This window comes from Enterococcus sp. DIV0970a (genome assembly GCF_051711265.1).
Lineage (GTDB): Bacteria > Bacillota > Bacilli > Lactobacillales > Enterococcaceae > Enterococcus_D > Enterococcus_D casseliflavus.
On the sequence record NZ_JBIOMF010000001.1, the window covers coordinates 1,643,883 to 1,657,221 of the forward strand.

The 13,339-nt window shown below is 34.1% G+C and carries 14 protein-coding genes and 4 pseudogenes; 14 read left to right on the top strand and 4 right to left on the bottom strand.

The genetic code is table 11. The features are described 5' to 3' along the window. Positions 1 to 24 precede the first annotated feature (24 nt). From IGK14_RS07820 to IGK14_RS07830, 3 genes are read left to right on the top strand one after another with little or no spacing between them, the layout of a single operon-like run. Entirely contained in the window at positions 25 to 318 is a 294-nt protein-coding gene (locus IGK14_RS07820) for a hypothetical protein (protein WP_010748260.1), read from the top strand. Between the two features lies 1 nt (position 319). Beyond that, positions 320 to 565, top strand: a complete 246-nt coding sequence (locus IGK14_RS07825; protein ID WP_010748261.1) for a phage holin — start codon at positions 320 to 322, stop codon at positions 563 to 565. Between the two features lie 39 nt (positions 566 to 604). After that, positions 605 to 1,384, top strand: coding sequence for a peptidoglycan recognition protein family protein (locus IGK14_RS07830; protein ID WP_010748262.1), 780 nt, complete (start codon positions 605 to 607; stop codon positions 1,382 to 1,384). A 66-nt stretch (positions 1,385 to 1,450) separates the two neighbouring features. On the opposite strand, the gene IGK14_RS07835 is transcribed toward IGK14_RS07830, so the two are convergent. From IGK14_RS07835 to IGK14_RS07850, 4 genes are all read right to left on the bottom strand, one after another. Next, positions 1,451 to 2,446 (bottom strand): glycosyltransferase family 2 protein, encoded by a 996-nt coding sequence (locus IGK14_RS07835; protein WP_194186076.1) that lies wholly within the window; start codon positions 2,444 to 2,446, stop codon positions 1,451 to 1,453. A gap of 928 nt (positions 2,447 to 3,374) precedes the next feature. After that, entirely contained in the window at positions 3,375 to 3,632 is a 258-nt protein-coding gene (locus IGK14_RS07840) for a hypothetical protein (protein WP_034695591.1), read from the bottom strand. Beyond that, the gene (locus IGK14_RS07845; protein ID WP_010748265.1) at positions 3,550 to 3,819 is read right to left on the bottom strand and encodes a hypothetical protein; all 270 of its coding nucleotides are present in this window, start codon (positions 3,817 to 3,819) and stop codon (positions 3,550 to 3,552) included. The genes IGK14_RS07840 and IGK14_RS07845 overlap by 83 nt, the downstream gene beginning before the upstream one ends. Further along, complete coding sequence (locus IGK14_RS07850) at positions 3,819 to 4,172, bottom strand: hypothetical protein (protein ID WP_010748266.1); 354 nt, start codon at positions 4,170 to 4,172, stop codon at positions 3,819 to 3,821. Before IGK14_RS07850 ends, IGK14_RS07845 begins: the two co-directional genes overlap by 1 nt. Before the next feature lie 505 nt (positions 4,173 to 4,677). On the opposite strand from IGK14_RS07850, the gene IGK14_RS07855 reads away from it, so the two are divergent. The 11 genes and pseudogenes from IGK14_RS07855 to IGK14_RS07905 all read left to right on the top strand — a co-directional run bounded on the left by IGK14_RS07855 (position 4,678) and on the right by IGK14_RS07905 (position 13,329). Then, a complete protein-coding gene (locus IGK14_RS07855) occupies positions 4,678 to 5,592 on the top strand; it encodes a helix-turn-helix domain-containing protein (RefSeq protein WP_311902653.1) in 915 nt (304 codons plus the stop codon). A 124-nt stretch (positions 5,593 to 5,716) separates the two neighbouring features. Continuing rightward, positions 5,717 to 6,052, top strand: a complete 336-nt coding sequence (locus IGK14_RS07860; protein ID WP_010748268.1) for a hypothetical protein — start codon at positions 5,717 to 5,719, stop codon at positions 6,050 to 6,052. Positions 6,053 to 6,207: 155 nt separating this feature from the next. Next, positions 6,208 to 7,803 (top strand): hypothetical protein, encoded by a 1,596-nt coding sequence (locus tag IGK14_RS07865; protein ID WP_114148904.1) that lies wholly within the window; start codon positions 6,208 to 6,210, stop codon positions 7,801 to 7,803. A gap of 98 nt (positions 7,804 to 7,901) precedes the next feature. Next, a pseudogene (locus IGK14_RS07870) lies at positions 7,902 to 8,600 on the top strand (cell surface protein); the annotation flags it as partial. Then, positions 8,593 to 9,239: pseudogene (locus tag IGK14_RS07875) on the top strand (ATP-binding protein); the annotation flags it as partial. The pseudogenes IGK14_RS07870 and IGK14_RS07875, both read left to right, overlap by 8 nt. A 57-nt stretch (positions 9,240 to 9,296) precedes the next feature. Next, a pseudogene (locus IGK14_RS07880) lies at positions 9,297 to 9,538 on the top strand (transposase); the annotation flags it as partial. Between the two features lie 17 nt (positions 9,539 to 9,555). Beyond that, a pseudogene (locus IGK14_RS07885) lies at positions 9,556 to 10,446 on the top strand (IS3 family transposase); the annotation flags it as partial. A gap of 101 nt (positions 10,447 to 10,547) precedes the next feature. After that, positions 10,548 to 10,847, top strand: a complete 300-nt coding sequence (locus IGK14_RS07890; RefSeq protein ID WP_174272996.1) for a hypothetical protein — start codon at positions 10,548 to 10,550, stop codon at positions 10,845 to 10,847. Between the two features lie 538 nt (positions 10,848 to 11,385). After that, on the top strand, positions 11,386 to 11,577 hold the full coding sequence (locus IGK14_RS07895; RefSeq protein WP_010748274.1) for a helix-turn-helix domain-containing protein: 192 nt from the start codon (positions 11,386 to 11,388) through the stop codon (positions 11,575 to 11,577). A gap of 797 nt (positions 11,578 to 12,374) precedes the next feature. After that, on the top strand, positions 12,375 to 13,007 hold the full coding sequence (locus IGK14_RS07900; protein ID WP_438711987.1) for a DNA/RNA helicase domain-containing protein: 633 nt from the start codon (positions 12,375 to 12,377) through the stop codon (positions 13,005 to 13,007). After that, on the top strand, positions 12,988 to 13,329 hold the full coding sequence (locus IGK14_RS07905; protein WP_165569207.1) for a hypothetical protein: 342 nt from the start codon (positions 12,988 to 12,990) through the stop codon (positions 13,327 to 13,329). The genes IGK14_RS07900 and IGK14_RS07905 overlap by 20 nt, the downstream gene beginning before the upstream one ends. Positions 13,330 to 13,339: the final 10 nt, after the last annotated feature.

The window sequence follows — 13,339 nt, forward strand, 5'->3', positions numbered from 1 at the left end:
AATTTATTGGAAAGAAGGTGGCATATGTTAAATATAGGGGAGTTAGCAACTTGGGCGGGTTGGATTATGACAATCGTGGGAATGCTGGCATTTGTAATCAAACCAGTAATGTCCAATTTTACAAAAATTTCCGACAATCTAACTAAACTGGCTCATAATTTAGATCTTTTAACAAGAGATTTAGAAGCAAGTAAATCTGATCGTGTTGCAATTCATGATGAATTAAAGCGACATGATGAGCGCTTGGATAAACACAATGATCGATTGATTGAGCATGGGGAACAATTAAAGTCTTTATGGAAAGAAAGAGGGAAATAATATGAATCTGACGAACAAGCAATATGATTTAGCAAAAAAAGTTTTAACCGTTGGGGTGCCAGGTATCACGGCGTTTATCGTAACTCTAGGTGGTTTATATGGATTCTCGACAGAAATTATTGTTGGAACGATCACGGCTGCTGCAACTTTAGCTGGTGTGTTCTTGAATATCGCTAGCAGCCAGTATCAAGATGAACAAAAATCAGATTTTGGTGATGGACAAGAGTTTACCGACAAGAAGGAGTAGCCGATTGGCTGCTTCTTTTTTTTAGAAAGGATGATTGATATGAATTTCATCAAATACGAGTATATCAATATTAATGAGTACTCAAGACCAGGTATCAGGAATAACGGTATTGATGGTATCGTTATGCATTACACCGCCAATAGCGGTGGCACCGCAAGCAATCACAAGAACTATTTTAATAACCTAAAAGGAACCTATGCTTCTGCTCAACTGTTTATAGATGATATTGAAGCACTCTGTATCATTCCTTTAAATGAAGTTGCGTATCACGCCAACGAAATCAGCAAATACAATGCAGATGGTTCACGCTATCGTCCGCTGTATTCTAAGATAGGCAACGCCAACTATTCAACGATCGGTGTTGAAATGTGCCTAGACAAGAATGGAAACATTACGGAAAAGACATTCCAAAATGCTGTGAAGGCCGTTAAAGAATTGATCGCCATTTATCCTCATATTACGAGAGAGAAGATTTGGCGCCACTTTGACGTAACAGGCAAAAACTGTCCAGCTCCTTGGGTGGCAAAACCAAGTGAATTCGAACGATTCAAGAACGCAGTTTTCAGCAATACAAGCAACAACACACAAGCAAACACACCACAAATTCAACCAAAGAAAGTAGGAGAAACCATGTTACTATTTAGAAATCAAAATGATCCGAAAGTTTACTTTTTGACAGGAAACAAATTTACTCATGTGAAAACAGAAGGCGACTTGAAGAAAATCCAAGCGATGATGGAAAAAGCAGGCTATGAAACTTGGATTCACACAGATCCAGTTCAAGTTGCGTATCTCCGCAAAGTAGCAACAGAAGCATAAAAAATCGCCCACTCAAAATAAAAAAGTGGGCGATTTTTTTATTAATAGGACAAAGAAAGCTTTCAATTAAATTGTTTGTTTTGATTTGCAGCCGATAGTTCCTTTACAATAAAACTTAGAAAAAAGAGGAATTAGATGCGATTTTTCGAGTGATCGAAAAGCGAAAACTATTAATCTGTTTTTTATTCCCTCTCCTTTTAGTTCATTAGATAAAGGGTTGAGTGTACTATCAAATTTCCTGTCAGAAATCCATTTTTTAATTCGTTTATGTTCAATTAGAAAATCATTTCTATGAGCCTGTCTTCCTGAGAACAGAAGGAACCAAACATAGTAACGCTTAATAAAGTATTTTAAGTAGGCATCTGATTGACCATGTGCAGCTTCAATTAACTTATCTAATAAGAAAAGAATATCAATATCTTTATTAAAAGCTTTTTGACAAGTATTTGAGATACTGTGGCCATTAAAATACCAATTATATCCGACATAATCAATTGACACTATTTTTTTGGTGTTGCTGAATACTTTTAAATTAAAGTAAACATCTTCACCAATTGGATAATCTAAGAATAAGATATTGTTGTCTATCAAAATCTGGCGATTATAAATTTTTGCCCACGGCGCAAGAATAACATACTTTCCCCAATCACAATCCCGTGGAAAATCAGAAAACATGATTTTGCTTTTGTTCACACGCTTATAACCACCGATTACCAAATCAGCATCGTTCTTGATACAATTATCAATAAATGTCTGAATGTAATCCTTCTCAATATAATCGTCGTTATCTATAAACATTATGAATTTCCCGGTCGCTACTTTTATTCCAAGATTTCTAGTTTTAGATACACCTTCATTGATTTTTGTAATAACTTTTATTCTTGAATCTTCCATTTCTTTTTCTTTTAGGATCTCTAAGCTGTTGTCAGTTGACCCATCGTTAATTAACAGTAACTCAAAGTTTCTAAACGTATTTGCAGTTATTGAATCAATGCATCGAGTCAAATGTTCTGCAGCATTATAAATAGGGACAACAATTGTGAGTGCGTTTACGGTCGACATTTTATCACCTTTTATCTGAAATAAGTTTCTTTAAATAAAAAATAGCACTCAGGATAAAAAAATACAACTTACAGAATTGTCACATAACGATCAGGCAAAAGATGAGTTGATTTAATTGATTTTAGAATGGCTCATACAAAGAGTGGATTTTTTTGTCAACAAAAATAGCCCGCTTCTGCGGGCTTATACATAGACTCAGATTCTTTTTACTTGCAGTAATTTAGTTTATGCTATAAATTAGTTTGTGCGTGCAATACTTTAAGAAGAGTAGTTAGGCGGTGAAAACTTGGGGAAGTGCGCCTAATACTCTTCTTGTTTATTTTATCATTATTTCAACGTAATAGAAATTATTGATTAGAAATCTCTTATATATGTTCTTAACTTTAAAATTTTACCCATTTATATTAATTATAGGATTAAAATCTGCATTTTATTAATTAAACATATTGATAGAAAGTTAAGAATGATGTAAATTTGTATTAGAGGTGATTCTATGAAAGTTGATAAACTACATTATAGAAAAGTCATTAACAGCGCAAGACACCTAGAATACAATTCGATACGATACTTTCAATCTTCGTCTGATCAAAGCAACATCGAGAAAATTAATGAAGAATTAGACTATTTAATTAACAATGATGTTTATCACAAGATAGCACGTACATCTCGAAAATCGTTTTTGGGAGATCAGATAATCATTAGAAAAAATCTTGAGCAGCATTTTAAACTTTTGGAGAAGTATACAGCTTTTTTTGACCAGCATGAAATGTGAAAAACTTTTTTATCTAATTGTGCCGCTCCTTCTCAGGAGTGGTTTTTTTGCAAAAAAATTGCACGACATATGAAAATATGTCGTGCAGGTGGAACTATGTTCCGTCATCATAATAATCATCATATAGTAATTTACTGAATAGGCAAAGTAATGCGCTTATCGGACATTGATATTTTCAAATTCAATCATGATCTTCGTTTTGCCTATCACAGAGTATTTCTTCACAACAAACTGTTTCCTACTATTATACTCACCAGCAACCACAATATTCATTCCCTCATCTACATCGGCCAAGAAGTTCAAACTATGTGCAGCGATTAAACAGTTTATATTATCCAGCGAGAACCGCACCAAAGGGGCCTTGCTTATCTTCAACACTCGTATCTTCGAAACTACACCTTTCATCGATTTCATAACAATCGCCTCCATAAGCTTGTACATAATAGCGACAATCCGTTTTACCTAATGCGACAGCAACATAAAACTCGACACATTTTGCACCGTACAAAGCTTCCTGTGACTCAGAAATACTGTACGGAAATTCATTTATAAACTCAGAATAGGATAAATAGCCTTGCTCGTATTGGCTGATGATATTCATCACACATCAAACCACTTTTTCTCAGAAAAGAAATCTATATTTCGAATTTCACCATATTCTATGAGGGTGGATCCGATGTAGATTCCCAAATCATTATGACCAGACAGAAACCCGGTTATATCAGGCATAAATTTTCCCAACTGAGTGTAATTTAGTTGCACGGCTAACTTTTTGTGTTTCATAAGCGCTTCCTGAAGAAACTTTCCTATTTCTTCTTCATCCATTTCTGGTTTAGGAGGGCATACATAAGCTAACTCTTTGTCAACTCTATCAATATCGGTTGTATGTTCAGACAAGAAGAATCCTATCCACTTTAATTTTTTACGATCCTCATAGGGTTTAATCATTCCCATAATTATCACTCCTTATGAAAAAAAGTATACGAACGTATGTTCTCTTTGTAAAGCGAACAGAATTATAAAATTCAGATATTTGAAAGCATTTTTCATTTTCTTCGCCAATATTCCGCCCATCTGACAAGTATCGATAAACATTCTTAATGCAGTATAGGCATTGTTTAGAATATAAGGGATTGATGAATATAATTATATCAAGGACGAACAGGGAATAAGGAGGACGTATAAATACTATTAAATATCAGAATGATATAAGAAGCCTTCATGGCAGTTCTGAAGATGGATGAGGATGAACCGAAGAAGTAGCATTTTTTAAAAGGAAATCCTATTAAATCAGTCTTTTAGAGTGGCGAAAAATCCGTGATTTACCCGTTTAAAAAAGTTTAAACTGTCATGCGGTTGTCACGGATCAAAAAAAATTGTCAAAAACGGAATATTTTCCCTTGAAGGTTTTTAACCGTCAGCGTATGATGAAAGCATCTCATGAGGAGGTGCTTTTTTCATGTCTGAAAATATAAGTGGTGACTTACTTAAAACTTTAAGGAAAGAGCGCAAGCTATCTCAAAAGAAGTTGGCTGATTTAGCAGGTGTTTCACAAAGTGCTTTAGTAAAGTACGAAAAGGGAACAAGAAAAATATCAAAGGATATCGATACTGTTTTAAGTGAGATTTTCAATGTAGATACACTTTTGGGTGGTCAAACTGACCTTGTAACAACTACAGTAAATCAATTGTTGTTTTTCAAAGAAAAGAATAGTTTAACAAGTAAACAGTTAGCACTAAAGATTGGAATTGATGCACCTTTGATGAGTCGTATATTGAGCGGTAGTCGAAAGCCATCCAAGGATGTACAGCAAAAAATTGCTGTGTTTCTCTCTAACGATGGTAAAGAAATTTTGATGAATATAAAACAAGATGATGGTTCGTTTAAATTACCCTTTGTCGATAAAATGGCGATCGGAAAACGAATCCAAGAGATTCGGAAAAATCGCGGTGAGACACTGGAAAAATTTGGTAAGAACTTTACTCGATCAGCAGGCAAGAATGTTGTGAATAGATGGGAAAAGGGTACGAATATTCCTGATATCGAAAGATTAATGAATGTTGCTTACCTTGGGAAAGTTACTGTTCCGTATATTTTATATGGAGACACCTTTAATAAGATGTTGAAAAAGGGACATAAGATTAGCAAGTTTGAAAAGCTTGATCCATTTCGAATGGGCTTGAGACTTCGAAAAATTCGAAGGGATTATCGTTTGGAAAGAGAAGACTTTGGAAAGTTTTTTTCGCCTCCTATTACAAAATGGTCGATGGATAGATACGAGAATGGAAAAGATACCCCAAATACCGATCGTATTATTCAGTATGCCTATATAGGAAAAGTGTCTTTGGAATTTTTGATATATGGTGCTAATTAGTTTTTAAGAAGAATAGTTTACTTTAGTTTGGGCCATTCAATTATTGAATGGCTCTTTTATCTGTTCTTACTTTTATGTAAAATAATAGAATAGAGAGCGCTTTCTTTAAAGGGAGGTGAGAGAGATGGGAAAATATACGGATGATGAAATTCGTTCAATGTCAAAAGTAACTATTAAGATTGCTGCTGATTATTTAGGAATTTCATCAAATATGTTAACTGTGGGAATGAGGAATAATCTGTTGCCAATTGGATTTGCAATAAAATCTGATGATAGCTATCGTTCTAGTTGGTCATATTCAATTGTACCCGAACGGTTGATTGCATATAACCATGGAAAGATAAACAATATTCAAGTAGAGGATATTGAAAATGGGATAAATAAGATTATTGAACAATTTGAAGGGATTAAAAATGACTTGGTTTTTCTATTAAGCGAAAGCGAAGAATTGGAGGAATAGAAAATTTCAAAGCGATAATAAAAGAGGTTAATCCAAAACTTGCTGAAATTATACTTCCTGAATTACGAGAAAAAAGTAATAGTTCTGATGTTTTCGCAATAGAAGATAGAACAAAGATAAAACTAGATAAGTCAAGTAAATTGGGTGTAGAGAGGTTGATTACTTCGGAAAATGTCATCAAACATACTACTACAAGAAAAGAATTATATGATGAGGTATGGGATATTTCTGCTGCTGCGACTGCAAGAAAATATGATGTTCCATATCAACAATTTCTTGCTCAGTTAAAAGAAGCAGATATCCCTACCCCACCTTCTGGATATTGGGCTAAGCTAAGTAGTGGTAAAGAAGTGACCGTGCTTGAATTAACAGGAGAGTTCAATAAAAAAATTGAGTTGTATGAGAAAATCAAAAATATTTCTTACGCACAGAAAAAAATAGATATTGAAACAACTGAAAAATTAGAAAAAGAAGCAATTAAAAAATTAGAAGAAGTTGCTAATTTTCCAGATTCAATTGAAATGGGGAATACCAAATATAATTATTATGATCGTGAAGGACTATATAAAGAAGTTTGGTCAGACCCAGTAACTGAAGTAGCAAAAAAATATCACGTATCTGATAATGCAATCCGAAAAGTATGTAAATCGTTGAATGTACCTACGCCACCAGCTGGATATTGGGCGAAAGTTATAACGGGATCTAAAATAAAAAGACCTCCTCTACCTAAAGGGAATTATCCAAAAGGCAAGCATGGACTTCGGAATAGTAAATGGATTGAACCAGAAAAACAACTTGATATCAAGGAAAAATTGAGTTTTTTAGACGAAGAAACTTTGGCCGCAATTCTTTCTATAGCAGACCAGATATCGTTATCTGATGAGAATCAAAAGTTTAGTTCTACTGTGTTGAAGCAAAAAAAAAGGATTATTAAATGGCAGAAAGAATATCAAAAAAATCTAGCGAAAGGGTGGGGCAAGCATAATCTTGAGGACCCACCAATGAATGCGGATAATTTATCTGAAGAAGGGGTACAAAGAAGAAGTAGAATTCTTGATTCTATAATTAGAGCGATTGAACCTTATGGTTGTCAATTATTGCCAAATAAGGAAGCTTTTATAATTAATGATGAAATCGTTTCATTTACTTTTTCAGAAGCTAAGGAAAAAATCCCTCACGTTTTAACGAAAAAAGAAAATATGGAAATGTTGAAATATCAGGAAGATAAAAAACGTGGTGGATATGCTTATGAACCGAGAGTAAGAAAATATGACTATCCTTTTAACGGTAAGCTAAGTCTGAGATTATGTAATAATCGCACTTTCAGGGATAGTAAAAGCTATCAGTTAGAAGAAAGACTAGGAGAAGTCTTAGTTGCTCTATACGAAGCATCTGAATCAGTTAGAGTAGAGCGACTGGCTCGTGAGGAAGCTGAAAGAAAGAGGGAAGAAGAAAGAATCCTAAAAAAAAAGAAAATTGATCGATACAATGAAGAAGTTAAACAAACATTATTTTTGTTGAATGAAGCAGTTGATTTTGAGAAAGCTGAACGAATCCGTAAGTATGTCGAAGCAGCAACGAAATCAGAGAATAGGATCAAATACTCTGATGAATGGATTGAGTGGGCTAAGAAAAAAGCTGATTGGTTCGATCCTACTGTTGCAGTATCAGATGAATTTTTTGGAGAAAGAGAGCATTTCAAAAATGAAGAAGCAAAAATAATTAAAGAAAAAAGTAGTTTTTGGTATTAATTATTTTATATGACTCTAACTGAATAGCATTATCTAGAAGATGTTCGAATTATCGAATGTCTTTTTTTATTTTTTCAAATTGAAAGGAGATTTATCTTATGAAACCCCAAAGATCTAAGAATTGGTGTTTTCTCGTCACACTTGGACTGTTATGCCAAACAATTGGTAGACCAATTGGGCCAACGATTGCCTTTGCAGAAGAAATCACTCATCCACAAACGGTGACAGTTGAATTGGATTTGGCTCATCAGTACGCCGTTGAGGGTACGTTTAGTGATGGTCGACTGATGTCTGAAGTTACCGTTCCTCACTATGCTGTCTATAATGGAAAGAAGCAGGATATATTTTGTATTGAACCAGGGGTTCCGATCGATAATGAATTTACACCTGGATATGAAAAGAATCCATTGCCTGATATGTCTGAGAAAGCGAAACTAGTTTCCGTTTTATGGACAAAATCCGGTACAGATATTCATATTGTGGCACAGAAGATGATTTGGCAAGAAGTTAACGGTTATACTCTTCACTCAATCAAACGATTGGATGGTAGTGACGTAAATGTCGCAGGCATTGAGGCAAAAATCAATCAAGTCATTGCTGATTATCAGAAGAAACCAAGCTTCCATAATAGTACGGCTAAAACAGTATTAGGGCAAACGACTACTGTGACGGATACGAATAATCTGAACTTGTCAGAGTTCGATGAGGTTGCGGAAAATACCGCAAATATTGATTATCGGGTAAATGGCAATCAGTTGATAATCACCCCAAATACCAATTCAAAAGAAATTAGTATCTATGATTGGCGATAGTCAAATTGACTATCGCTTTTTTATTGGCTTCAAACTGATTGCGACAGATGAAGCACTCAATCTAAAAAGTATCAACAAATCATTTTCCTCAGGATTTCAAGATTTTGTCTATGGGGTCAATCATCATTTAATGGGCGATTTTGTTTCCTTGTCGAACGAAGAAATTCTCCGGTATTCTAAGCTTGAAAAATTGATGGAAAGTAAATTATATCGGCGATTCAAAGTTAGACGCGTAACACCCAGTGATCTGACTTACCTGATTGAACATATCTATGGGGAAAAGGGACACCTTTTGAAGAATATGAATTTCAATTGCCAAAGAAAAAATTGAAATCGGAAATTTTGGTAAAACGCTATGACTTGTTGCGTCCAAGTCGTTGCTTGATTGAAGAAAAGCCACGATACTTACGGCTGGAACATGAAAAACATGAGTCTTATGTAGCGTACTTAACAATTAATACGATTGTAGGAGAGATGGAGTTTCCTTCCTCGGAACTTTTCTATTACCAGCAACAACAATTCACGTTCCCCATTGATTCAAGTATGAATGTAGAAATTGTCACCAATAAAAAGGCATTAGCTACCATTCGCAATAAGAAAAAAGAGCTGAAAGATTTAGACAACGGGCTATGATACACTTTTCTTGACTATCAGTTACGTTACCGGAAGAAATGAACTCTGTTGAGAAAAACATATGATCGTGAATTTAAACTAAAGATTTCACAGGATATCCTTGAGAAAAAAGTAACTACCAAGAAATTGCTAAAGAATACAATATCTCTCGTCCAACAATTTCCCGATGGGTTTCAGAATATCATCGATACGGGAAAAATGCTTTTGCTGGAAAAGGAAAAAGATTACCTAATAAAGCGGATTTCTACATTCTTGAACAGGAAAATAAACGGCTAACAGAGGAAAATGAAATTCTAAAAAAGTTCGACACGTTTGTGAAGCAAAAAAAGTAGTTCGTTTTGAGTTTGTTCACAAACATCGTCAACAATATTCAATTCAAACTTTGTGCAGGATTTTAAATGTAAGTAGGCAAGGATATTATTTATGGCGGAATCGTCGCCCCAGTAGGACTCAACTCCGCCATAATTTTTTAAAACAGAATATTAAGCGAGTGTTCTACGAACACAAAGGTCGATACGGATCTCCAAGAATCGCTCAACAACTTTACGATGAAGGAATCGAAACCAATAAACGTGTTGTGGCAGTCCTTATGCGTGGAATGAATTTATGCGCAAAAGGATTTCATCGACGCCAATCTTCTTATGGCAAAGGAAAAGCAATCGAAGAAATAGTAAAAGAAAATTTATTGAATCGACAATTTGAACAGAGCCAAATCGATGCTGTTTGGGTGACAGATATTACTTACATTCCTTGTAATGACGGTCGCCTCTATTTGTCCACCTACATTGACTTAGCAACTCGTATTCCACGTTGCTATATGGTGGATTCTAACATGAAAAAAGAAATTGTCATCCATCCATTACAAATTTACAAAGGAGAATTGCCTACGGTAATTCATTCCGATAGAGGTAGCCAATATCGGTCTCTTAGCTATCAAGAGCTGTTGACCGACCACCACATCACACATTCAATGAGCCAACCTGGGACTCCTGTTGATAATGTGGTAATCGAATCGTTTCATCGATCAATCAAACGAGAATTAATCGAACCCAACAAGCATAAAAGTAAAATAGAGATGAAGGTGTTGATTCAAGATTATTTAGAAGACTATTATCCAAACAAAAGAATTCATACAAAATTTATGATGACTCCTCGACAATTTGAGGCGAAGAAAATAAGTAATCTAACCGACTGTTAACTAAACTGTTGCAGGTCCCGTATTTTGAATTAAGAGAATATTTACTTCGTTTAGATAACGACAAAAACATAAAGCAAACTATTGAAGAATCATCTCATGAAATGAAACCACTGAACTTGCGAAACGAAAAAGAGCTTCAGGATTACTATACTCAGCGAAAAGCAGTCGGCAGACATCATCGATCTTACAAAGATTATGGGTTTATTATTGCATCAATCTTGAAAGAGTCAGGCAAGCCTTTATCCGCCAAGCAAATATACCATGAGTGGAAAGAAACGTATGATAGTTTTCCTGACTATCGAAATTTTGTAAATAATATTCTTCCAAAAATTAATCGAGATGAATCAATCCCTGTTGAACGTGCGATGAGAGGATATTGGCAATATAGACTGAAAACTTAATTTGTCCGTATATCTTTTTCCTTTCGAAATATCAAAGGAAGAAGTGACAGCGATGAATCAGAATTTTGATATTAAAAAATGCGATGCTCAAATTATAAATTATATTCAAAAAACGGTTCATAATACCGCGATTAATTATTTTACTAAAAATACAAGGCTGAAAAAGTCAGAATTTGTTCCTGGACAATAAGTTCTTGATTACTTAATTGGAGAAAACCCGATAATAGCCAAAGAGATAGTTACGATTAAATATGAGAACCTTTCACTCGAATTTACCAATTTAGATTTAGTTGTTGAACTTCAAAATCTACCTGATGCCGATCAATATTTCATAGTCCGAAAATATATTCTTGGATTTTCGGACTATGAAATTTCCCTTCTACTATCGATGAGCCGACAGGGTGTAACAAAAAAGCGTCAGCGAATCCTGAAAAAAATCCGAAAACGACTAATTCGTTAAATCAAAAATACTATATGATTCGTGCTCCTCCTACGCTTTTCCTGAGAGAAATAAGCGTTAAAGGATGGGGGGCTTGAAATGAAATCATTGATAGAACTCGTAGTTCTTGTTCAAACCAATGATGATGAGGCATTTATGCAAATTGTGACTAAATTTAATCCACTATTAATCAAAGAATCTTGTAGAAATGGAAAGTTTGATGAAGATTGTTACCAAGAGTGTATGATCAGATTGTATTTGGCGCTAAAAAAATTTGATATTCCAGAATAATCACTTTAAAAGATAACCGTGTAGTCAGTTTCTGTTAGCATTACCGAAAGGTAGGTACAAATCTATGGACCTACCTTTCTTTTTATAAAATCGTATTTTAGGAACTGTATAAATATTGGTAATTGATTACTGCTTCATGATAAAAAATATTTTTAACTCAAGGATGATGAGGTGATATTACATGGAAATTATTCTAGAGATATTTTCTCGGATATTTATTTTTTCTGACGATTTATTTGATTTTGTTACTAAAAATGAAAGAAAGAGTTACTTTAAAGTATTTTTTTATAATGGTATATATTTTGAATGTGCTAACATTTTTGCTTTTTTCCTTATCACTTTTTTAGTATTAAAAGTGATAATTAAGAACTTCCAATTAAACTGGGTTCTAGTTTTACCAGCGATATTAATTATACTAACAATTTATTTTGGTAGGAATGCTGTTGGCTACACACTACAGATAATAGATTATTTGAGACAAACGTAGATAATTCATAAAAAAAGTTAACAGCATACTTCACAAGCATTTAGAGGACAAGTTAGTGTTTGTCATACTAAACTCAAAAAAAGAGGAGTAACGAAGTCGGTTTTGCTAGGGGGGCATTTCGTTTTTCCTTTTTTGATTTGTTCATTATTAAATTTAACTTGATGAACTTTGGTAGGAGCATCATGCTTGTTTGATTTGTCATATGTAAATTTAATTCTATCGAGTTAATCTTTTCTGAAATCGATATGAAGCGTATAATTAAATATATATATGTTTTTAGAGAGGAGCGTTTTGATGGGTTGCTTGATTAATGGTGAAATATCGAAGTTATAAGGAACGTGAGACTATTGCTACTGAAGTTGTTCTACCTTTTTGGGAGGAACTATATAGCAAAGGTTGTGTAAAAACACCTACTATTTATGAACTTAGAAATCAAGCTTTGGTTAAATATAGTCCGATAAAAGAATTGACCCAACAACAAATGGATCTTATCAATGAAATAATTGCAAACCCAGAAAAGAACTTTGTAATCAACGGAGATGCAGGAACGGGAAAAACAGTTCTATTGACTCATTTGGTTGCGAAATTTTTGGATGAGCAATCTGATATAACTATTGCTGTAGTTGTACAACCAAATTGGATTAAGACAGCTCAAGAAATTTACAAAGTGTATGGTATGAATAGAAATAATCTTACCGAAGTAATCTCCACTCAATTGATTAATCAGGATAAGGACTTTGATGTAGTGGTTGTTGATGAGTCTCATAAGTTATCACGAAAATATGCTAAACAAATGTCTTCTTTCAATAATGTATACAAAGGTAGATTTAACTCAGATGATAATCACTTAGAACCTCTGAAAAAGATTGGTAAGCAGCTTATTCTGATGTATGATGTTTTTACAAGCAATTCGACCAGCAAACATGACTCGAGAGCAGTTTAGTAGAGCTACAGAAAATTTCGAAAAGAAATATCTGACTACACAATTTCGAATTCAAGCACCTGAAGGTAAATCGTATACTTCAGATGATTATATAAATGGTATTAAGTACTTGCTATATAAAGATACCGACTTATTATCAGAAACAAATTATAATCCTGATTTCGATCGGTCAGTATTTTGCGATAGAGATATCGATGCTTATTTCGGATTTTTTGAAAATAATCCTTTAGCCAATTTGTTTGATTGGATAGAAGATGACAGAAATTATCATAGTGATCATGTTAATAGAGTCTTGGGGGGATTGGTTGAACCTTGGAAATAATCAGATGGTA